This is a genomic window from Kitasatospora sp. NPDC127116, assembly GCF_042677365.1.
GTDB lineage: Bacteria > Actinomycetota > Actinomycetes > Streptomycetales > Streptomycetaceae > Kitasatospora > Kitasatospora lactacystinica.
In genome coordinates, this window is record NZ_JBHXTL010000013.1 from 1 (window position 1) to 20,233 (window position 20,233).

The window sequence follows — 20,233 nt, forward strand, 5'->3', positions numbered from 1 at the left end:
GTGCGGCACGAGGACGAACCCCTCGTGCCGCACCGCCCTTCGGCGTTCCCGGGTGCAGGTTCACCTGGCGGTTCGGTAGACCGCCGCCTCCGCCCGGGCGACGACAGCGCCTGAGGCGGTGAGCCTGGCCAGGCTCAGTCTCACCGTGGCCGGGCGCAGACCGGTCCCGGAGGCGATCTGCTCCACCCGAGCCGCGTCGCGAGCGGCAAGCCACCCGCGGACCCTGCGGTCCGCATCGCGGTCCAGGCTTCGGGCGATCCAGTAGAGAACGAGGACGCCGCTCGCGAGCCCGAACAGCCCGAAGGCGGTCGCGGCGGGCCGGTGCAGGGTCGCGCACGCGACGGCGGTCACCCCGTAGAACGCGACGACCGGAGTGAGCATCACCGCGGAGCGGCGCAGCTGACGGCGGGTGGCAGGGACGAAGATCAGGACTCCTCCTCGGAGATGGGAGCGTAGTGGGAGGTGCGGAAGAAGCGGCAGCCTGGTTGCGGCGGGCGGATCAGGCAGGTGCGGCATCCGGTCGGGGGCGTTGTGGGCACGACGTGGTGGTGGCAGATGGTCCGGCCTCCGCTCCGGGTGCGGACCGGGTGGGCGACGACGAGCTCGTGCAGGTCGTCGGGGCAGACCCAGCCGCTGTGGCCCTGCGGCGGGAGGGGCCCGTCAGCTCGGACGGTGATCCGGTTGCCGAGCGGGACGATCAGGTAGCGATCGGCCGGTGCGAGATAGCCGATGACGCTGAAGCGCGTACGGAGGCCGTCCTTGTCCGGCGGGCCGTAGGCGGTGCCGAAGGCGCGACTGGCAGCTGCCGGGGTGCGGTCGAGACCGGGGTGATCGGGGTCGTCGGGCAACTCGCCTCCGAGGTCGGTGGGATGGCGCGACGCGGGAGCGCCGTGGCTGGCCGCCGGGCGCAGGGGCCCGACGCCCGGCGGGTCACCGGATCGGTCGGCGGGGGCGGGGAAGGCGCGGGGTGGAGGTGTCGGCGACAAGCGGGGGCATCGACCACAGCAGGAGGTAGACCACCGCAAGTTGAGCGGCGCCAATGGCAGCACTGGCGGAGAGCAGCGCGCAGGAGGGCCAGAGGATCACCGCGTGCAGGAGGCTGACGTAGACGGCGCAGCCGGTCAGCCACTCGGCGGCCTCGATGCGGTGCAGGAGTCGGCGGCGGTTTCGGTTGAAGCGCAGGTTGGAGATGAGGACCCCTTCGTGCGGAGGTAAGGGCAGTGGGGAGGCAAGCGGGTTCAGCGACCCGGGTGCTCGACGAGGGCTTGCAGCGCGGCGAGGACGATCTCGACGGGGGTGTGGCGGTTGAAGCCGGCACGCCAGCCGTCCTGCCGGGCGGTGCCGCTCAACGCGATGATCCAGGTGTCGACGTTCGGGTTGTCCGGCTGGTAGCCGAGGTACACCCGCGTGCACGGGGACGCGGCGTGCAGTCCGCCGTCCGCGTCGATCACCCAGGACCAACCGTGCTCATACAGAAAGGCGTTGAGGTCGTTCGGATTTCCCTCGCCGAGCAGCCAGGCTCGATGGGGGATCGCGTCGCCGGGGCGGAGACCGGGCACGGGCGGGGCGGAGAGCACGATGGACAGGAGGGAGCACCTTCCTCGCAGCGGGTGGGCGGTCGTCCATGTTTGCTTGGAGTGCCCCGCTTCGCGTAGTCCTGTCGGGCTTCTTCCGCTGGTTGTCTGCCGCGGGCGAACGCATGCAGGCCCAGCCGAATGATCGGCTGGGCCTGGGCGTTGGTGTCCTGCCTCGACGAACCCGGCGGAGTCTCGGTGAGCCTGGCCGGTGGTGGACCACTCGTCTTGGTGAAGTTGGCGCAGCTGGCGGTCAGGGGCTTCTGCGTCTGATCATCGCGGTCGTGTGACGGCGTCTCAGCGTGTTTTGCGGATGGCGTCGGTGGCGGCCTTGGCGATGGCGGCGGGGGCGCTGGAGGGCCGGGGCAGGTGAAGCAGGGTGGTCCCTGGCAGGTGGAGGGATTCCTGGGTGAGGGTGAGCTGGAGTACGGCGCAGCCGGCGGCGGTGAGGCGTTTGATGCGGGTGACGGCCTGAGCGGTTTCGCCGCCGGAGTAATGGGCGTCGGTGACGATCACGAGGAGGCGGCCGGTGCCGGGGCGGCTGAGGTCGAGGCCGTGGTCGAGTGCGTCGATGGCGTCGCCGAGGTTGTGGCTGCCGCCGTTGGCATCGAACGTCGTCACGCGCTCTGGCGCCCGGTGGGTGGGTCGGGTGAGTGCGGTCAGATCATGGTCGTAGGCGACGGTGGCGGTGCGGGAGTCGGGGTCGGTCAGGGCCGCTGCGCGGGCCACGATCCAGGCAGCGGACGCGACGGGTTTGCAGGCGGCACTCATGGAGCCGGAGACGTCAACGGCGATGCCCACGCGCAGCGGTGGGGTGGGGGAGTTGCGGCGGCGGGTGGCGGTGAACGGTTCTGCGGTGGGTATCGATCCGGCGGCGCGCTGGGCGTCGCGGGCGAGGGCCCGGCCCATGTTGAGGCGGCCGGGCGGGGTGGGGCTGGTGGTCCGCTCCTCGGTGCGTTCGCGGTAGGCGGCGGCGCGAAGGGCGCGGCTCAGGCGCGCGGCGGCGCTCTGCTCGGCGGCGGTGGGCTGGCGGGTGCCGGTGATCGGGCTGCCGTGGGGCGCCGGTGTGCCGTCGGGGCGCACGGTGGTGCCGCGGGGGTTGAAGACCGACTTGGCGGTGGCGGCGGCTTTGCGTCGCTGGCCGGCCTGCTGGGCGCGGTCCTGGGCCTGTGCCTTGGCCCGCGAGGCCAGGGCGTTGTCCGCGGCGGCTTGTGCCGCGAGGTCGGCGGCGTCGTTGGCGTCCATGTTGTCCGCGACGACCGTCACGGCGGCGGACAGCAGATCGGTGAGGTCCTCCGGCACGGGCTGGGCGGGGGCAGCGGTGTCCAGGGCGTCGCACCAGTCCTGGGCGTGCGCGAGCATGGTGGTGGCGTCGTGGTCGGCGCACCGGTGGGCTGCGGTCCAGATGCCGGTGAGGGTGGCCAGCAGGTCGGCACCCAGGACCCGTTCGCACAGATCGGCGACGGCCTTGGTCTCGCCGGCGTCCAGGATGCCGGCGTCCCGGCGGCCGAGTATCAGGGCTGCCACGCCGGCGGCGTGCTCGGCGCCTTGGAAGGCGGGGTTGGCGATGTCGGGCATGACCAGGGTCCGGGCACTGGTGCGCAGGTACCTGCGGTCGGTGGGCCGCCTGGTCAGGTGGGCGCCTTCGGCACGGCTCTCCTCCAGCAGGAACGCGGCCTTGACGACGCGGGCTTCCGCGTCGGCGGGCGGCTCCCATACGGAGTGGGCCGCATGGGCGGCCTCGTGCACGAAAACTCCCCAGGCAGCGGGATAGTGCTCTTCGTCGCCCACGATCCGCGGACGGACCTCGTGGGGCTGGAGGGGGGCGAACAGACCGGCGTCGAACTCGATCTCCGCCAGGTGGGGGAAGTAGGCGGCGGGTGCCCCGGAGCGGGTGCCGGGGCGGCAGGTGACGAGCAGGTCCTGGCGGCCGGACAGGGCGACCAGCCGATCGCCGAGTTCGGCTCCCACGCGCAGCCACGTGGCCGGGGAAGAAGGTGGCTGTGCGGGCGGGGCGCCGTCGTCGTCCCAGCGCGCGAGGTCGGCGTCGTCCTCGGGCGTGGTGGCGGAGGACTGGATGTGGTGGTGGGCGCTCATCGCGAGCGGCCCCGTTGGGCGGAGCTGGTGCTGCCTGGCGGCTGCTGGGCGGCCGAAGCGGAGAGCTGCCGGCCCAGGGTGAGCGGCGCGACCTGCTGGACGCCGGCAATCTTGCTGACGGCAGCAGCAACAGCGTCCCGGTCCTCCAGAGGAGCGATCCCGACGAGGTTTCCGAGCGCGGCCTTGGTGCCGAGGACCGCCTCGGCCTTCTGATAACTGAGCAACTCCCGCAGCTGGGGCGCCCAGCCCAGTTCGCCGAGCTCGACCTGGCGGGCGAGGTTTCGGGCGACCCGGACCACCCGGGCGTCGATCTTCAGAGCCAGGGCCAAGTCGTAGTCCGTGCCGACCTGGATCTGCACGCTGAACCGGCTCGCCAGCGCCTCCGTCAGAACGGCGCCGTGCACGCCCGGATTATGGCCCGCGACCACGAAAAAGCCCTGCTTGGCCTGGACGGTCTCCCCCTTGTGCGCCTTGACCTGGATCTGGCGGCGCCCGTCCATCGCCGGATACATCGACGCCAAGACCTTGGGCGAGATCAGGGTCGCGTCGTCGATCAGCAGGGCTCGACCCTCGGTCATCGCGGTGACCAGCGGACCGTACTGCCAGACGTAGCCCCCACTGTCGTCCAGCGTGTAATCGCCGATCAGGTCGCCGACCGTGGTGTCGCCGTCGCCGGCGACGGTGATCAGGTCCGGGAACGCGGCCTCGACCAAACTCGTCTTGCCGGTGCCCGGGGGACCGTAGAGCAGCACTGGCACGTCGGCGTCGCGCAAGCGATTCAGCGCCTCGACGTCGGGCAGGTCGGCCAGCTCCCGGGGGTGGTAGAGCTGGCCGCCCGCGCGGCGGATCGGGCCGGGCTGCTTGGGCGTGGTCGCTGCGGGAGGGGTCATGCGGGCCATGGCCGCTTGGGCGCGGGGAGAGTGGGTGCCCGGTGGGCTGATCACCGCGGCCTGCGCGGCTGCGGCGGTCTTCCCGTTCGCGCGGAACTGCTTTCCGGCGCCGAGTTGGTCGGCCTCGCCGCGTCGCACCAGGGTCGTGACCGCTTGCTGGACAGCACCGTGGGAGTGGCCCAGGGCCTTGGATATCTCCCCGATGGTGAGTGGGTCTGCCGGCCGGTCGGCCAACATTCGGGCCACCTTGGCCCGCAGTTCGCCGGGCTTGGCGTGTGCCGTTTTGACGGGCGGTCCGGGTGTGGTCAAAGCGAGGATCCTCCAACGGGTTTGCGTGCGGGCAGAGTTGGCACACCTGGGGGTGGGCCGTCACCGGGTGCGGGGGCGGGTGACGGTCTGGTCATTGGTGGTGGGCGGGGCCGGGGCCACGGCCGCGGCAGGGCTGGCAGCGGTGGCGGGGCTGGTGGCGCGGGCCGCAGCGCTGCGGGCGCTCTCGACCCCGACGGGCGGGAGGGGGTTGTCCGGCGCGCCAGCGCGCCGGGTCCACTCGTAGGCCGCATCGAGGTCCGGGAAGCCGCCCTCCCGCAGGGTGTAGGTACGGCCGAGGTAGTCGACATCCTCGTAGAACACCCGGACGGGGTGTTCGCCGGCCGCGGGCCGCTGGTCCTCGGCGATGACCCAGGTGTTGAAGTCGTAGACCAGGTCCTCGTTGCTGCTGGGCGGGCCGCCCGAGGAGTGGGCGGGGTCCAGAACGAGGTCGGAGGTGTACGAGTTCGCGATCCAGTACCTGTCGCCGGCCTGGGCGAGCCGCTGCTCCAGTTCGCGGCTGGCCTGATCGCAGGTCGGAAGCCACTCGTCGTGCGGTGTCACCTGGCCCAGGTCCGCGCCGCGGGAGACGAGCCAGTTCTGCGCGAGCGCCACGATCGGCGCCCGCTGGTACTCAAGCCGGAACGTTCCGGCGCCGAGGTCGCGCTGGACGTGGATTCCGGCGAGCTGGTTCGAGCCGGGGATGTCCCAGGTCATGGTGCCGTCGTGGACGACGAGGTAGGAGTCGGTCAGCAGCGGTGTGTGCGGGTTGGTGGTGTTCTGCACGGCCAGGACGCTGATGTTCCGCTCGTACGCGAACTCCCACCACCTGCGCTTGTCCTCCTCGGTGTGGGCTTCGAGGTCCTCGACCTGGAGAGCCTCGTCAATGGCGAGGAGCGGCTCGGTGACGTCGGTGATGGGATTCTCCGGTGTTTTCGGGGGACGTTGAGGTGCCGCAGGAACCGTTCGGGGCGCGGCGGGCGGTAGCGGCGGCAGCGCGATCGGTGACGGGGTGACGACGGTGACCTCCCGGTCGGTGGCGACCAGCGGGTCGATGTCGGTATCAGTGAGCAAGGAGGTCGCCAGGATCAGGAGCACGGTCACGGCGAGGCTGTTGGTGGGTTCGAGCCGGTCCGGGCGCTCCCACCGGTCACCGAAGCGGGCTGCGACAACGGTCGGAGGTACAGGGGCAGGAGGATTGCCGGGACCGTGGGGGCGAGGTCGGCCGGCTCAGGCGGTCTGTCTGGGCCGGTTCGCCCGGGGCCCTGGCTGGGCCGGGCGGTGCGGGCGGCCTCGGCGTGGGAGGTCTTGTCGCTGGTCTGTACGGTCGTGCCCGGCAGGGGCGTGCCGTCGACGCTCACCGGCTGGCCGAGTGCTCGGTCCAGGCGCACGGGGTGGCCGGCGGCGAGCAGCTCGCTGGCTGCCGAGCGGGCCCGTGCGTGCGGTCCGTGCTGGTTTCCGTTGCTGGGCAGGTGCAGCCAGGAGTCTCCTCGAAGCCGGCCTGGAGCAGGATCCGCCGGGCGGCGGCGTTGTAGCTGGTGGTGGTGATCTCGCCGGTGTTGGTGTGCCGGATCGGCGCGAACGGCTGGGCTGTGCGCTCTGCTGGTTCCGCCGCCTCGTGGACGTTGGCGACGGAGTGGAGAGGATGCGAGGTCAGGACTTCTCCGCGATTCGGTTCGGGGCTTGGAGGATTCGAAGGACGGGGCCGGTTGGCGGTCAACGGCGGCTCGGAGGCCTTGCTGCTGCGGAGGCCCGCTCGGCCGGTGCCGGAAGTCCGGCCTCGCCCCGGCCGCTGGCCAGGGAGATGGACGAGGAGCCGCGGGAGCAGGCGGCAGCAGATCGACCGGGGCGGTCCGCCGGGCCGCTGCTGGTGAGGGCGGTCGAGCTCAGCCGAGCCCGGGCTCGCTCGGGGAGCTGTTCGGGGCGGCGCTGCACGGGCGTCAGGAGGGTGGTGGCCGCCGTGGTGAGCAGCGCGTCGGGCGCGGTGGGGCTGAACTGCACGGTCCACACGCCCTTTTGGGCCGCACCGGTCAGCATGACCGTGGGATCGGGGGCGTTGAGGGGGAAGGAGAGCGCAGCGCGGCGGTCCGGGGCGGCGACAAGGTGGTAGCCGTCACGGTCGTGGGCCGACCAGCCGGCCGACAGCATGGCGGCGGTGGCGCGATGGCCGACGATGCGCGGCCCGGGGAGGGCGGGCGCGGCTTCCGCGGCGTCTGCCGCACGAAGGATGGCCAGAGAGACCTCCGCCGGGACACGGTCGCAGAAGCGGACCTGCCAGTCGGGGCCCACCAAGTTCCACTGCCGGTCCTCGCGGAGGAGAGCGAGGCCCTCCTGGTCGCTGATGAGGACCGTGCTGGTCGGGGCGTAGTACGGGCGGTACCAGCCGAACTCGGCGGCTAGCTCGTAGGCGATGTCCAGCCCGCCGGGGCCAGCGAGGTGAGCGGGAGAGGCGACGACGTATGGGGCGGGCGGTGCGACGGTCGGCAAGTAGGGGCGGTTCCTCGGTTCAGGTGCGGGCGTGGGGCGGCGGTGCCGCAGGGGCTGGGCGTTGTCGGCTCTGCGGCTGGCGTCGGCGGACGCGGTCCTGGCTGATCCGGCCGACAGCAGAACGGCGGTCACGACCGGCGCCCGCCGGTGCGTGATCGGGCGACGAGCGCACCGAGCATGCCGACGCCGACCAGTTCCAGCAGCAGGCCGCCGACCACCGCGGCGCCCCGGACAGCCCCGGAGGCCTCCGGGGCGACGGTGACGAGCAGCAGCACGCCGAGGACCGTCGCTAGGAGCGAGGCGGCGAGCTGGCCTGACTGGGCCTTGCGGTGCGGCTGGGACATGGCGAACTCCATGGTCGGGACGGGCCGGGGCGGGCCGACAAGGCGGGCGGGGTGCCGGGGTGCCTACGGGCCGGAGGTGGCAGCTATCGGCTGGTGGGCTGCTGCGGTGGGCAGGAGGTCGCGCAAGCGTGGAAGGGTGAGCGCGGAGTCGAGGCGGCCGGCAGCGAAATACAGCAGCTGCCCGCCGGTCCCTGTGTCGCCGGGGCGCGCGAGGCTGTATCCGATCCGCGTGCCGGAATCGTCGGTGCGCCAGCGCAGTTGGACGCCGTCGGCGACCAGGGCCGTGGCGTAGTCGTCCACGGTGGCGGCCTCTCCGAGCGCGCGACGCATCCGCTGCTGGAGCCAGACCCGGGACGGCTCGGCCCAGCCCTGCTGCTCGGCTTTGATGATCTCGGCGGTGGTCGGGTAGCTGGTGGTGGCGCGCGGACCCTGGCTGACGGGGCGCAAGCCCCACTCGGCCTCGATCGCCCGGCACTCGGCCTGGGCGCGCACCTGGTCCCGGTGCATGGCCGGGCGGGAACCGTCCGGCCTGACGCTGACGGCAGCGATGTGGATGTGGTGGACGGAGTGCCGCACGGCCACCCAGCGGCAGCCAGCGCGCCGCTCGGGCGCGAGGCCGGTCGCCCGGACGATCCGGTGTGCGACCTGGGCCCACTGGCCGTCGGTCAGCAGTCGGTCCTCCGGTGCCGCGCGTAGCGAGCAGTGCCACACCCTGCTCGGGGGCATCGTCCCCAACTCGGCTTCCCGCAGCCGGGCATGCTGGTCGAGGCGGGCAGCCAGGCGGCCGACGGTCGCGCCCGGATCGCGGCCCGGATCGGGAGCACCGTGACGGTTCCAGGCGGCGACGAGGTGCGGATCCTCGTGCTCCTCACGGCGGCCGGGGCCGTAGAGGTAGGCCAGCAGCGGGCGGATGCTATTGCCCGTGGAGATGTCGGGGATCACGCGGCCTCCATCACGGCGTCGAGGGCCGCATGGGTTCGCTCGCCGAGGGCGGGCAGCAGGGCCAGTGCAGCAACCGCGGTGTCCACGTCGGCGCTCGCCCGTGCGGTGTCGCTCGCCTCCCGCAGCTCGTCGGCGATCCGGTCGAGGGCCTCGACGAGCGGGCGTCGCGGGTCGGAGTCCGGACGCCCGACCGGTTCGGCGGCCAGCGCTGCGGTCAGGGCGGCGTTGGCGACGAATCCGGCCGGGGTGAGCCGCTCGGTGGTGGCACGTTCGCGGATGGCCTGCATCGCGGAGGGGGTCAGCCGCACGGAGAGCTGGACGGTGCGGGCCTCGGCGGTGCGTGGCCGGCGGCGAGGGCGCGGGAGGTCGGCGGGGATGTGGACTCCTTCGGGCAAACGGTGGGTGGTCAGCGGGTTCGGGGCTGGGCGCTCTCCTGTGCCCGGAGCGAGGTGGGCGGGCTGACCTGGACGACGGCGTCAGAGTCGAGGGGTTGGGCGGCGATGGGCGTCTCCAGGGTGGTGCGGCTGGTTGGGGTCGTCGCCAATGCCGGAGGAGGTGGTGCGGGTGGCGGCTGCGGTGGACCGGGCGGTGCGGTTCGGGACAGCGGGGTCGTGGGCGGGGATCGTGACGCGGTCGAAGGAGCGCGGCGCGTCCCGCCAGCCGGGGAACCGGCCGGCCCACCCCTTGTCGGCCACCCGGCACCAGTCCTCGACCTCCCGCAGGGAGGTGAAGCCGTACTCGGCGACGGTGTAGCAGGCCGATTCCGGGTGCGGTTTCAGGAAACCGACCCGGTCGAGGGCGTACGGGCCGACGTCGCGGTGGAAGATCCGGTACGGCTGCTCGGGATCGAGCTGGTGGCGGTCGAGGGCGAGGGTCCAGCCCGGAGACGGCTCCCAGTCGTAGGTGAAGTGGGCCAGGACCTCGTAGCGGCCCGGGGTGCGCAGGCGTTCCTCCGCTTGCTCGGTGGCGAGGTCGGTGGGGCGGGCATACACGCCGGAGGTGACTTTCAGGGCCGAAGCGTCGGCGCCGCGTTCGGCGAGCCAGCGCTGGGCGAGCGGGAGCATCGGGTGGAAGGAGTGCTCGACGAGGGCCGTGCCGTTGTTGCGGTGTACATGGGCGGCCAGGACCAGGGGCGGGCCGGGCAGGTCTCCCGACCAGGCATGTTCGTCGAGGAGCAGGTAGTAGCTGTGGCCGGCGGTGTGCTGGGCTCGCAGCGGTGGGGACTCGCTGTAGTAGGTGAGGATGTACATCGAGTCCCAGGAGCCTTCGGTGGCGGGCGCCAGGCCGTCAAGTCCGAACTGGTCGAGGTCCGGCCACAGGCCCTCGGGATCAAGCATGGCGGTTCCTGTTCTGCGGGAGGGGCGCTTGAGGGTGGGCGGCCTCACCTGTAGCGATCGGGCCCGGTTGCTGCTTGGCGGCTGCTGACCCTGCCCGCGCCGCCTTTTGTCGGGCGTCGTCAGCAGCCGAAGCGGTCGGCACGGCGCGCTGGTAGGCGGAGATGGAGTGCTCCAGGACCTCGACCATCTGGGCGTAGCGGGCGCCGAGCGTCTCCAGCTCCAGGGCCTGGGACTTGAGTGCTCCGAGGGTGTCCACCCGGTAGTGGTCGCCCTCGGCGATTTGGGCGAGGCGCTTGCCGATCGCGGCAGCGGTGGACCGCAGGTCGCGGTCGACGGAGTCGAGGCGGCCGGCCTGGAACTCGACGATGTCGGCGAACTCGCCCTCCGTCCCGTCGGGGTGCCTGCGCCACAGCTCCTTCCGGCTGATGCCGAGATGGCGCTGGACGAGGGCATCGCCGGCGTAGGGCGCGGGTTCCTTGGTGTTGTCGGGCTGAGAGCCGTCGCTGGCGGGGATCGTTCCTCCGGTGGTTGTGGGCTTCCCGGCCGGTTCGCCCCACGGCCGGACGGGTGGGTGAGTCACCGCCTGGGTCGTGGTCCGTCCAGCAGCGGCGTCACGCCGGTCAGGCCCGTTTCGGTCGAGGGCGTGCGGCCGGAGGCGGCCCGGGCCTTGGAGCCGGTGCGGGCCGCCTCCCTTCGAACGGCGGGGGTCGGCTTCGGGACGTACGGCGGAAGTGTCCGGTAGACCCCGATGAGGCCGGTCAGGGCGCGGTGGAGTTCGGTGCGGCGGGCGGAGAGCAGGTCGACCGCAGCAGGGGTGCTGTGCAGGATGCCGGTGACGGACGGCTCGTCCGCGTCGCGTCCGTCGATGATGCGCTGGAGGTCGTCGCGGAGGGCGCTCGCCTGCTGGACGATGCGGGTCTGGACATCGTCCAGCCGGAGTGCGGCGGAGGCGAGTTGATCGGCGATGGCACCGTGGACTGTGTCGGTCCCATGGCCGGGCAGGTCGCGGACGCGCTCAACGGACAGCGTGGTGCACACCAGACGGGTGCCCAGGTCCGTGTTGCCCGGTACCCGCGGCCTCCACGCGGCGATGGGGCGCCCGGCAGCGGGGCTCATGCGGCGGCCAGCCGCTGCTCGGCGATAGTTGCCAGGCCCAGGACGACTGCGTCCTCCAGCGTGTCGACGACGGGGACTCCGGCGGTGGCCAGCCGCTCGGCGGAGTGGAGTCCGAGGGTGTGCAGGACCGGGATCGCGCCGACCGACAGCGCCGCGACGGCGTCGTCCACGGAGTCGCCGATGACGATGGTGCGCGCCGGGTCGACGTCCGGCCCGAGGTCCGCGAGGTGGCGTGCCAGTGCGGGGGCCTTGCTCGGGACCGAGGGCCCTCGGCGGCCGTCGACACGCATCAGCAGACCGGTGATGCCGACCGTGCTGACCTCCTTCACCAGGCGCTCGTGCGGCGCCAGGGAGAGCAGGCTCTGGCGCACCCCGCGCGCCCGCAGGTGCAGCAGCACCTCCCGCACGCCGGACTGGAGACGGACCGGGCGCCGGTCCAGGACCTCCAGGAAGGCGTTGTCCGCCTCGTGCCATTGCTGGTCGGACAGGGTGCGTCCGAGCAGGGCGTCGTAGAACGAGCGGATAGGAGAGCGGTGTTCGGCGCGGTACCGCTCCAGGGTGATCGGCGTGTGGCCGAGGTCCGGCAGGGTCGCGTTCAGAGCGGCGAGGTGGTCGTCGACGTCGTTGCGAAGGGTGCCATTCCAGTCCCAGACGATCGTGACGGGCGCGGAGATGTGGGCGGTGCTGAAAGTCAAGAAGTGGATCCAGACGTGGAGTTCGAGCGGGGACGACGGCGTGGCGGCCGGTGCGCGGTGCGATCAGGAGGGCGAGGAGATCAGGCGGCGGCCGAGATTGAGCGTGACGGCGGCACCCACAGCTCCCGCCAGCGGGACGGTGGCGGTCGTCTCGGGCCCGTGGACGGCGAACTGCCCGGCCAGGGCGGTGCCGGCCGCGCTTCCGAGGCCGATGACGGCGATCAGCCACGCCGCAGCTTCGGTCTTGGTGCCGCTGGGGGCGAGCCGGTCGCCGAGCTGGAAGGCCATCGTGAGCCAACGGGCGAGGTACAGACCGGGAATGATCGCCAGGGCGACGGCGCCCGGCCCGGACGGGGCGAGGAGGAACGGCGCGAAGGGGGCCGCGAACAGGATCGCGACGCTCTGAAGGGCCTGGTTGGCGGGCCACCACAGCAGCCCGCCGATCAGGCTGCCCAGCGACAGCGCGGTCGGCACCAGGCCGGCGTACCAGCCGCTGCCGGCCTTGTCCGCGAGGGCGAGGGCGTAGACGTTCATCGAGCCCAGGGCCACGCCCAGCAGCGTGGCGGCGCCCAGGAGGACGAGCAGGCCGTGCGAGCGCAGCGGGCCGAGCCAGTGGACGGACTCCCCGGCGGGCTGACGGCTTCGGGCAGGGCGACGGGTGGCGACCACCGTGGTGCCGGCGAGGCCTGCTGCGGCGCAGAAGTTGAGTGCCGCGGCGGGCGAGACCAGTTGACACAGGACGGTCGCGATGACCGGTCCGGCCACGAAGACGAGCGGCTGGCTCGCGCTGTCGAGGGCGAACGCGGCGTCCTGGTCGCGCCGGTCCAGCAGACGTGGCCACATGGCCCGCAGACCGGCCTCCAGAGGCGGAGTTGCCAGACCGGCGACGGCGGCAAGGGCGATGGCCAGTGCGGGGTTGCGGGCGGGCCCGACAAGGGCGAGCGCGTTGAACGCCGCTCCGGCCAGAGCGGCTGCGGTTACGGCGACGACGGACAGGCGGGTGCGGTCGACGGCCCGGCCCAGCAGCGGCTGGCCGATCGCTCCGGTCAGCGCGTACACGGCGGCGAGCAGGGCACCCAGGCCGGTGCCGGCATGGTCGGCGCGGGCGGCGAGCAGCAGAGCGACCGGTGCCATGGCGGTGGGCAGCCGGCCCACGAGGGTGGCGGTGAGCATCACGGCGACGTGGGGAGCCTGAAGTACTCGGCGGAGCGCGGGATTCGTGGACAGGGTGTGGCCTTCGGGTCGAGGCGGTCAGGAGTGAGGCGGGGGCCAAGTCAGGCGGCGGCGAGCACCGGGGCGGCCTGGCGGCCCGGGGCGTCGGAGAACTCCAGGCGCAGCGTGGCGCTGCGCAGACCGGCGGTGTCCATCCGCTCGCCCATGGCGGCGAACAGAGCGTCCTGCACCGCCTCACCCACGGCGGCCTCCGCTCGCAGGACCACCGGCTCGTCGGCCGGGACGGCGGGCTCGTCGGCCTGCTCCCCGGTGGCCTGCCCGGCGTGCAGGCGCTCCTCCGCCCATGCGGACAGCGCCACGAAGACGCTCGCCATCTCGTTCCCGGCGGTGCTGATCGACCACCGGTAGGTGCGCCGGGTGCCGATGCGGGTGACCAGCCCGCGCTGGACAAGCACGGCCAGGCGGTGGTGGAGCAGCCGGTGGGTCTCGGCGGGCAGTACCGCCGTCAGTTCCTGGTACGACATCGACTCGCGCCAGGACAGCTCCGCGAGCAGCGGCGCGGCCAGCGGACTCGCGAGGATCCCGAAGACCTCCTCGATCACCTCCGGGGCGTCCATCGCCGGTGCTCCGCGGGCGGGGTGACGCTTTGCCCAGGCCAGTGCGGCGTCGTACACAGGCGTCAGCGCCCGCCCAGCGTCGGTGAGCGCCAGACCGTAGCGGGAGCGGCCCGCGACCGGCACCTTGACGAGCACACCGGCCTCCACCAGCACGGAGGAGACCCAGTAGAGCGTCGCGGAGGGTATCACCGGCGCGGCGGAGAGGACCTCGGCCGGCCTGGCGGAGCCGGTTCGGGGGACGGCGCGCACCACCCGGGTCGCCCAGCGGGCGGCGAGGGCCTCGGCGGCCTGCTGGGCGCGGGTGTACACGGTCGCGGTGTCGATCGCGGGCATGAAGAACTCCGTTGGGGTGAGGCGGGGTTGGACGATCAGCGGTGCTGGGCTGCGGGCGGGGCGGCGACCAAGGGGGCCGGAACGCCGGTATCGGCGGCTGCGGCCTGCGCGGCGGGTGAGGGACGGGAGACGGAAGAGGCGAGGGCGGCCTGGAAACGGGCAGGCATCCCGCGCCGCACCTCCTGGACCACGGACTGCTGCTGGCGTTCCTGCTGCATGCGCAGGGCCGCGGTCTTGTACACGGCTACGTTGCGGCGCTCTCCGACGGCGACCAGGTGGATCCCGGTCAGCCGGCGTGGGTTGTGCGGCGCCCGCTGCTCCGTGTAGACGAGCCGGAAGTCCAGCTTCTCGTCGAGGTAGAGCTTGCGGGCGCCGCGAAGGTCGCGCTCGCCCTGCTGGTCGAGCAGGGGACCGCGGATCTCGGCCCGCAGCAGCCGGTCGAGGTACTCCAGCGCCAGGTCTCGCACGTCGGCCGGTGCGGCGAGCAGGTCGCCGAGGGCCTCCGGGTGAGCGCTGAAGGCCACGCCCGGCTGTATGTCGCTCACCGAACGGCCCGCCGCCCGGCCGTCGCCGCCAGGGCCGCAGCCGGTACGGGCTCAGAGGCGGCGGCCTTGCCGGGCGCGACGGCGGTACGTGTACGCGCCGCGCTGGCCTGCGGGCTGTAGACCAGGGGAACGTCGGCGCCGGCCACGGGTGGCAGGGCGGTGCGCCGCTGCTCCAGCCACTGCTGGACCTCCTGCGGCGACGAGAAGCTTCCCTCGCGCAGGGTGTAGCCGCGTTCCGGGTCGCCGGCCTCGACCTGCAGCAGGTAGGGGCGTTCGGCGCCGGCGGCGGTAGTGTCGCGCAGCATCGCCCAGGTCTCGCCGGGCTCGACGGCGTACTCCTCCAGCCGGTAGCGGGCGTTGGCGTCGATGAAGCGTTCGGCGGCCTTGGCGCTGCGCTGGTCCGCCGGGGCGCCGGGGTGTCCGGTGCTGTGAAGGAACATGTCCTGATCGGCGCCGCGTTCGACGAGCCAGGCCGTCGCCATCGAGAAGGTCGGTGTGCGTTCGATGTCGAGGGTGAACGTGCGGGCGTCGGTGTTGTAGTGCAGGTGGGCGGCGACGGCGGGGCGGCCGGCCTCGTGGTAGGCGTTGAGGTCCTCGTACAGCAGGAAGTCGTCGTTGCCGCCGAGTTCCTCGTGGCTGGCCTCGGTGAGCAGGTCGTACGCTTCCTCGGCCATCAGGAAGTGCGCCTGGATACGGGCGGAGGCGTCGTCCGCGGGCTGCCAGCCGGGCAGGTTGAGGTCGGGCACGGATGCCTCCGATCAGGGTGCGGTGAGGGTGAGGGACGTGAGGGAGTCGGGGTCGGTCAGCGCCGGGTGCTCCAGGAGGCGGTGGCTGACGTGGCCGGAGCTGGTGCACGCGGCGAACGGGCCGTCGGCCGAGCGCAGTTTCATCAGCGCGGGTTCCAGGTGGTCGCGCTGCCACGACGAGGGGCCGGCCGCCCCGGACTCGGGGTCGATGGCGGCCTGCCAGGCCAGCCACAGGGCGTGCAGGCGGGCCACGGCTTCCGGGTGTTCAGGCCACCGCACGCACCAGGGGCGCGAGGCCGTGGTCTCGGGTCCGTAGATCTTCGTGAAGATCTCGTCGACCCACGGGGTCATCAGTGCGATCTCTTTTGTAGTAGGCGGGATCGTCGAAGGCGACGATGAACATCGGCTCGGCGCCCGCCGGGGCGGCGGCCGGGTCGTCGTCCTCCGGGTCGAGGGCCGTCGACATGCTCGCCAACTGCTCGGCCTGGGCGTCGAAGGACGTCGCGAGTGCGGCGAGCTTCGCGGAGAGGACCTCGATCTGGGCGTCGGAGTAGCCGGTCCTCGGCTCGCCGCCCTCGTCGGGCTCGGGTGCGGTCACGGGAAGGGAAGGCCTTTCGTTCTCGGGTGATGACACGAGAATCAGCGAAGATCGGCCGAACGTATTCGGCCGATCTTGAGGTATAAGCGCGGCTCGCTCACCGCCGCCCGCAGCAGCGGGCGGCGGTGAGCAGTGCGGAGGCGTCGAGCAACTGCAAGGCTCGGGAGGCCTGTTGGGGGACGACGCCGTTGCCCAGGGCGGTCAGCTGGGCGGATCGGGAAAGCCCCGGGACGGCCGTGACGTGGCCGGGCCCCACTCCCATGACCCACTCGACGAACTCCGGGGCGAGCCGGCCGCGGGCGTCGGTGGGATCGGGCGCCGGACGGGTCACGCGCTCCCAGCGGGCGATGGCCGACGCGTACGGGCCCCAGCGGTTCAGCGCGTTCCGGTGCTGTCCCCGATCGGCAGGGCGGTCTGCATCGGCGGGCGCGGGATCGTTTCCCCTGCTGTGCGCTGCGGGGCGCTCGCCCCGCCGGGCCTCGCGGAGGGCAGCCGGGCCGCCGTCGCAGGCAGCGTCAGGTCGCCCTTGGAGCCGCGTGAGTTCGGTCCCCCGTGCGTCCCGTCGCTCGCCTTCGGGGTCGGCAGCAGCATGTGCTCCACCTCGTCCGCGAGGTTCGGGCCGTGCCCGCCCGAGCGGCGTTTGTCCGGGTGCTGCGAGCCGCCGATCGCACCCAAGTTGGACGTCGGCGTCTTCATGAGCGTCACCGTGTGGCCCAGGTCCTGCCGCCAGGCGTCCGGCCCCTTGGCATCGCGCGCCCGTGGGGTCGGAAGGCCAGGCGACGAGGAAGCAGCGCTCGCGCCGGTGAGGTGCTCCGACGGCGGACGCTGGTAGCACCGTCCAGCGCGCATCCATCCGGAGGTCGGCCAGGTCTCCGAGAACAGCGCCGAGTGCCCGCAGAGCAGGCTCACCTCCGTCTTCTCCCAGACCGCACCACGGGCATTCCAGGTCGCCATCGGCTGGCGAGGCAGCAGGGGCGGAGAGGATTCCACGGACGTTTTCGATCACCACCATCTGAGGTTTGAGGACGTCGATCGCACGGGCGATGGTCAGCCACAGTCCGGAGCGGGTGCCCTCCACCAGGCCGGCGCGCTTGCCGGCCACGCTCAGGTCCTGGCATGGGAAACCGGCTGCCAGGACATCGATCGGAGGGACGCTCGACCAGTTAACTGCGGTGATGTCGCCGAGATTCGGCGTCTCTAGGCCAGTGGTGGGAGAGGATCTGGGCGGCGGAGGGGTTCACCTCGGCGTGCCACACGACCTCGCCGCCGAGCACGGCCTGGACGCCGAGGTCCAGACCGCCGTACCCGCTGCACATGCTGCCGATTCGCGGCCAGGCGCCGCCCGGCGCGGTCATCGGCTCACCCCCTGTGCTGCGCCCGCCGAGGCGGCGGGCGCGAGCACCACCGTGGCGGTGGGCCCGGCGGCCTCGGCGGCGGTCTTCGGCGTGGTGGGGCGCTGGGAGACGGCGGCGCTGCGCACCGCCTTGTGGGCGAACTCGCCGGTGACGGCCTTGAGCAGGTCGGGCTCCGGGCCGGTCAGGTGCTCGGCGACCTCCCTGAGCTTCCACGTGGCCTCGTCAAGGACCTCGCGGGTGGCAGACAGCCCCTTGAAGTAGGCGCCCCGCTCGGGCGAGTAGTGGTAGAGCGGCACGGGGTTGAGGCGCATCTGCACGGCGGCGACGAGGGCGGGCTGGGCACGCAGCGTCGCCTTCGCGGTGAGCAGGCCGGCGTAGGCGTAGGCGACGGTGCAGCGCCGCCAGGCGATGTCCTCCGGCGCGGTCGACTCGGCGGGAGGGGGGTCGGTGGCGTTCGACAGCAGAGCCTCCTGGGTCTTGCCCAGGCCCTCCAGCGCCGCGGTGAGGCGCTCGATCTGGGGGTCGCGGTGGCAGTAGATCCTGAACAGCTCCTCGCTGTGGAGGTGGAAGTCGTTGGCGAGGCCGAGCAGCCAGAGGGTCTGGGTCTCGACAGGGGTGACGTACGGCAGGTCGGGTCCTCGGGGTTCAGCGGCGGGCGGTGGTGGCGCTGCGGGGAAGGGCGGTGACGGCGGCAGGCTCAGCGGAGCGGCGGCCGAAGGCGCCGCGCAGTCGCTGGCCGATGCTCCTGGCGGCCTGCGGCCGTGCCTGCGCGGGAACGTGCGACGCACCCGCGGCGGGGAGCCGGTCCGCCTCGATGCGCAGCTCCCGCGCGGCGGCGGCGAGTTGGTGCTGGGCGGCGGTGTAGAACTCGGCCGGGTTCACCGGCTGGGTCTCGGGCATCGCCCAGACATCGGCGGACAGGGAGTGCTGGAAGAGGACGCTGAGCTGCTGGGTCGCGGTGACGACGCGGGTGTGGGCATGGCCGAGGGCGATCGCCGTGCGGCGAGCCGGGGTTGTGGTCTTGGGATCCAGCGGGATGGCCGAGGCCAGTTCCGCAGCGGCCAGGGTGCTGGTCTGAACGAACTGGAGCGCGCCCAGGTGCATGGCGACCACGGAGGCGTCGGGGACGCCGGGGCCGGTGGCGGCGTAGGCGCCGGGCAGCTTCTCGGCCAGGGCGTCGGCTTGCGCGGCGACCTGGCGCAGGCGCTGCTGGTAGTCGTCGACGGTCGGAGCAGGGGTGGGCGTGGTGTGCCTCCGGGGAGCGGGGCCGGCGAGGTAGCGGGCGGTCAGGTGCGGCGGAAGGGCAGGACGGTGGCGGACGGCCCGGGCGTGGCGGAGGTCGCCGGGGGTGCCACGACGACGAGGTTCGGGGTGCGGCGCCTGGCGGCGTCGGCCCGGAGTTCGTGGTCGCCGGCGGCGGGCGGAAATTCCGCCAGGCCGGTGGGACCGGCCGTGCCTGCGGGGGCGAAGGCGGCGGGAGCCGGAGGCGGCGGCCACGGAGGACCCTGCGCGACGGCTACGTGGGCCACGTGCAGGTCGGTGGCTAGGCCGGTCAGTGTGACGCGCACGCTCTCCAGTCCCTGGCTGATCGTGGAGCGCAGGACCGGCTCGTCGAGGCCGGCGGCGGGATGGTGGAGGTGGGCGCTCGCCTCCAGGACTTCCCCGAGGACGGCGCAGGCCAGGCCCAGCCGGGCCGCCGCGGTCGCGAAATGCACCGTGCCGACACCCGAGGCGCTCGGTGGCTCCGGCGCGCTCTGGCCGTAGTGCCCGGCGTTCAAGGCCGCGTCCTTCTGGAGAAGGGCGAGACGCTCCAGCCGCTGGGCCAGGGCGACGGGATGCGGCAGGTCCGTCGCGGTGGCGCCGGCCTGCGTGGACACGTCGTCGGCCAGGGCGCGCAGGTAGCGTGCCACGTCCTCGGCGCGATCGGCGATCAACGGCGGCTCCTGGCAGCAGGAGCAGCGGCAGTCGCGTGTGCCGGTTCAGGCCGCGAAGGCGCGGGCTGGCTCACGATGCGGTTGGCGAGTTCGAGGACGCGGTCGTGGCCGAGGTCGGCTTCTGCCTCCGCGGCGGCGAGAGCGGTGGCCGTGGCGGCGTGGCGGCGCTTGTAGCGGACTTCGGCAGCGGTGCGGGGGGCGCCGCGCTCGGTCAGGGAGAGCGTGAGGGCGAGGCCGGCGGCCTTCGCCAGGTGCTGGTTGACCGTCGCGGCGTGGAGGGCCGCCGCGGTGAATCCGGCGGCCAGGGCGGGGGCCGAGGGGTTGCCGGATGCGTCGATCTCCCGCCAGCGGTGGGCGTTGTCCGCGCAGTGCCGGATGAAGCCCGCAGCCTGGCCGGAGCGGCCCAGGATCATGATCGGGTCGGGCGGTTGCTGGCCCTGGCCGGGGGCCGGGGCGGTGGTTCGGCCGAGCAGGCGCAGCATCCGGGCGATGGCGGTGAGGTCGTCCCGGTAGGTGGCGGGGGTGCTGGTCATGGGCGGTGATCCGGGATTCAGCGGCGGCGCCCGGCAGCCTGCCGGGGCATGTCGGCCGTCCTCGCGGGGGACACGAGGACGCGGGCGTTGGGCGACGTGGTGCGGGAGATGGCCGCGAGACGGCGCGCGGTCCGTTCAGGGTCCGGACCGGTGAGCAGCACGGCGTCGCGGCGCAGCTGCTCGGTGGTTTCGCGCAGCGCGAGCCGGGCGTGTGAGAGGCCCAGGTTCAGGTGCTGGGTGGCTCGCTCGCGGGTCTCGGCGGCACGCGGGCTGCCCAGACCGTCGGCTTCGTGGAGCCGGGCGGCCATGGTCGCGGCCCTGCTGATGGCCGCGGTGGCGGCGCCGAGGTGTTCGGCGGCGGTGCTCAGCGCCCGGGTCTCGGCCCGGTCGGCGGTCGTGGGGTGCGGGCGTGAGGTCAGCGCTGCGGCGGAGTCGAGGACCTGCTGGTGGTGGTCGCGGATCGCGGTGGCGTGGGCGGCGAGTTCGGGCAGGCCGGGCAGGCCCTCCTCACGCCAGGCGCGGGGCAGGGCCGCCTCCAGGGCCTGGGCGCGGTCGGCGGCCGTGCGCAGCCGCTGGGCGGATCGGGTGTTCGGATCGGGCAGGGGCACGTA

27 protein-coding genes and 1 pseudogene are annotated in these 20,233 nt (G+C 73.1%); all 28 read right to left on the reverse strand.

All coding sequences use genetic code 11. From position 1 onward, the window contains the following. Nucleotides 1-60: 60 nt before the first annotated feature. On the reverse strand, nt 61-381 hold the full coding sequence (locus tag ACFVHV_RS08185; RefSeq protein ID WP_360330188.1) for a hypothetical protein: 321 nt from the start codon (nt 379-381) through the stop codon (nt 61-63). 44 nt (nt 382-425) lie between these two features. Continuing rightward, nucleotides 426-848 (reverse strand): hypothetical protein, encoded by a 423-nt coding sequence (locus tag ACFVHV_RS08190; protein WP_380349778.1) that lies wholly within the window; start codon nt 846-848, stop codon nt 426-428. A gap of 390 nt (nt 849-1,238) precedes the next feature. Then, on the reverse strand, nt 1,239-1,559 hold the full coding sequence (locus ACFVHV_RS08195; RefSeq protein ID WP_360260206.1) for a DUF317 domain-containing protein: 321 nt from the start codon (nt 1,557-1,559) through the stop codon (nt 1,239-1,241). A 312-nt stretch (nt 1,560-1,871) separates the two neighbouring features. After that, complete coding sequence (locus ACFVHV_RS08200; RefSeq protein ID WP_360330197.1) at nt 1,872-3,671, reverse strand: VWA domain-containing protein; 1,800 nt, start codon at nt 3,669-3,671, stop codon at nt 1,872-1,874. Then, on the reverse strand, nt 3,668-4,807 hold the full coding sequence (locus ACFVHV_RS08205) for an AAA family ATPase (protein WP_380350033.1): 1,140 nt from the start codon (nt 4,805-4,807) through the stop codon (nt 3,668-3,670). Before ACFVHV_RS08205 ends, ACFVHV_RS08200 begins: the two co-directional genes overlap by 4 nt. 123 nt (nt 4,808-4,930) lie before the next feature. Then, a complete protein-coding gene (locus ACFVHV_RS08210; RefSeq protein WP_380349781.1) occupies nt 4,931-5,971 on the reverse strand; it encodes a hypothetical protein in 1,041 nt (346 codons plus the stop codon). A gap of 253 nt (nt 5,972-6,224) precedes the next feature. After that, nucleotides 6,225-6,440 (reverse strand): hypothetical protein, encoded by a 216-nt coding sequence (locus ACFVHV_RS08215; RefSeq protein WP_380350036.1) that lies wholly within the window; start codon nt 6,438-6,440, stop codon nt 6,225-6,227. A gap of 143 nt (nt 6,441-6,583) precedes the next feature. Further along, the gene (locus tag ACFVHV_RS08220) at nt 6,584-7,354 is read right to left on the reverse strand and encodes a hypothetical protein (RefSeq protein ID WP_380349784.1); all 771 of its coding nucleotides are present in this window, start codon (nt 7,352-7,354) and stop codon (nt 6,584-6,586) included. Nucleotides 7,355-7,482: 128 nt separating this feature from the next. After that, entirely contained in the window at nt 7,483-7,698 is a 216-nt protein-coding gene (locus tag ACFVHV_RS08225; protein ID WP_380349787.1) for a hypothetical protein, read from the reverse strand. 63 nt (nt 7,699-7,761) lie between these two features. Beyond that, nucleotides 7,762-8,640 carry a relaxase/mobilization nuclease domain-containing protein gene (locus ACFVHV_RS08230; protein ID WP_380349789.1) on the reverse strand — a complete coding sequence of 293 codons (879 nt, stop codon included), beginning with the start codon at nt 8,638-8,640 and terminating at the stop codon, nt 7,762-7,764. Further along, a complete protein-coding gene (locus tag ACFVHV_RS08235; RefSeq protein WP_380349792.1) occupies nt 8,637-9,035 on the reverse strand; it encodes a hypothetical protein in 399 nt (132 codons plus the stop codon). Before ACFVHV_RS08235 ends, ACFVHV_RS08230 begins: the two co-directional genes overlap by 4 nt. Nucleotides 9,036-9,116: 81 nt before the next feature. After that, nucleotides 9,117-9,977, reverse strand: a complete 861-nt coding sequence (locus tag ACFVHV_RS08240) for a hypothetical protein (protein ID WP_380349794.1) — start codon at nt 9,975-9,977, stop codon at nt 9,117-9,119. Continuing rightward, the gene (locus tag ACFVHV_RS08245; RefSeq protein ID WP_380349796.1) at nt 9,970-10,557 is read right to left on the reverse strand and encodes a hypothetical protein; all 588 of its coding nucleotides are present in this window, start codon (nt 10,555-10,557) and stop codon (nt 9,970-9,972) included. The genes ACFVHV_RS08240 and ACFVHV_RS08245 overlap by 8 nt, the downstream gene beginning before the upstream one ends. Then, entirely contained in the window at nt 10,554-11,093 is a 540-nt protein-coding gene (locus tag ACFVHV_RS08250; RefSeq protein WP_380349798.1) for a hypothetical protein, read from the reverse strand. Before ACFVHV_RS08250 ends, ACFVHV_RS08245 begins: the two co-directional genes overlap by 4 nt. Further along, the gene (locus ACFVHV_RS08255; RefSeq protein WP_380349801.1) at nt 11,090-11,788 is read right to left on the reverse strand and encodes an HAD family hydrolase; all 699 of its coding nucleotides are present in this window, start codon (nt 11,786-11,788) and stop codon (nt 11,090-11,092) included. The genes ACFVHV_RS08250 and ACFVHV_RS08255 overlap by 4 nt, the downstream gene beginning before the upstream one ends. Nucleotides 11,789-11,851: 63 nt before the next feature. Next, a complete protein-coding gene (locus ACFVHV_RS08260) occupies nt 11,852-12,961 on the reverse strand; it encodes an MFS transporter (RefSeq protein WP_380349804.1) in 1,110 nt (369 codons plus the stop codon). 101 nt (nt 12,962-13,062) lie between these two features. Continuing rightward, nucleotides 13,063-13,911: a winged helix-turn-helix transcriptional regulator gene (locus ACFVHV_RS08265; RefSeq protein ID WP_380349807.1), complete on the reverse strand. Its 849-nt coding sequence runs from the start codon at nt 13,909-13,911 to the stop codon at nt 13,063-13,065. 35 nt (nt 13,912-13,946) lie between these two features. Further along, nucleotides 13,947-14,435 (reverse strand): hypothetical protein, encoded by a 489-nt coding sequence (locus ACFVHV_RS08270; protein ID WP_380349810.1) that lies wholly within the window; start codon nt 14,433-14,435, stop codon nt 13,947-13,949. 17 nt (nt 14,436-14,452) lie between these two features. After that, nucleotides 14,453-15,202 (reverse strand): hypothetical protein, encoded by a 750-nt coding sequence (locus tag ACFVHV_RS08275; protein WP_380349813.1) that lies wholly within the window; start codon nt 15,200-15,202, stop codon nt 14,453-14,455. 12 nt (nt 15,203-15,214) lie between these two features. Continuing rightward, a complete protein-coding gene (locus tag ACFVHV_RS08280) occupies nt 15,215-15,553 on the reverse strand; it encodes a DUF4913 domain-containing protein (RefSeq protein ID WP_360260242.1) in 339 nt (112 codons plus the stop codon). Continuing rightward, entirely contained in the window at nt 15,468-15,800 is a 333-nt protein-coding gene (locus tag ACFVHV_RS08285; protein ID WP_360260245.1) for a hypothetical protein, read from the reverse strand. Before ACFVHV_RS08285 ends, ACFVHV_RS08280 begins: the two co-directional genes overlap by 86 nt. A gap of 97 nt (nt 15,801-15,897) precedes the next feature. Then, nucleotides 15,898-16,131, reverse strand: coding sequence for a hypothetical protein (locus ACFVHV_RS08290; protein WP_360260248.1), 234 nt, complete (start codon nt 16,129-16,131; stop codon nt 15,898-15,900). A gap of 44 nt (nt 16,132-16,175) precedes the next feature. Continuing rightward, nucleotides 16,176-16,496: a hypothetical protein gene (locus tag ACFVHV_RS08295; RefSeq protein ID WP_380349818.1), complete on the reverse strand. Its 321-nt coding sequence runs from the start codon at nt 16,494-16,496 to the stop codon at nt 16,176-16,178. Nucleotides 16,497-16,629: 133 nt separating this feature from the next. Next, nucleotides 16,630-16,977, reverse strand: a pseudogene (locus ACFVHV_RS08300) (DNA cytosine methyltransferase); the annotation flags it as partial. Nucleotides 16,978-17,151: 174 nt separating this feature from the next. Continuing rightward, nucleotides 17,152-17,943 carry a hypothetical protein gene (locus ACFVHV_RS08305; RefSeq protein ID WP_380349821.1) on the reverse strand — a complete coding sequence of 264 codons (792 nt, stop codon included), beginning with the start codon at nt 17,941-17,943 and terminating at the stop codon, nt 17,152-17,154. Nucleotides 17,944-18,441: 498 nt separating this feature from the next. Beyond that, nucleotides 18,442-19,089: a hypothetical protein gene (locus ACFVHV_RS08310; RefSeq protein ID WP_380349824.1), complete on the reverse strand. Its 648-nt coding sequence runs from the start codon at nt 19,087-19,089 to the stop codon at nt 18,442-18,444. Beyond that, nucleotides 19,086-19,622: a hypothetical protein gene (locus tag ACFVHV_RS08315; protein ID WP_380349827.1), complete on the reverse strand. Its 537-nt coding sequence runs from the start codon at nt 19,620-19,622 to the stop codon at nt 19,086-19,088. The genes ACFVHV_RS08310 and ACFVHV_RS08315 overlap by 4 nt, the downstream gene beginning before the upstream one ends. A gap of 17 nt (nt 19,623-19,639) precedes the next feature. Then, entirely contained in the window at nt 19,640-20,230 is a 591-nt protein-coding gene (locus ACFVHV_RS08320; protein WP_380349830.1) for a hypothetical protein, read from the reverse strand. Between the last annotated feature and the right edge of the window lie 3 nt (nt 20,231-20,233).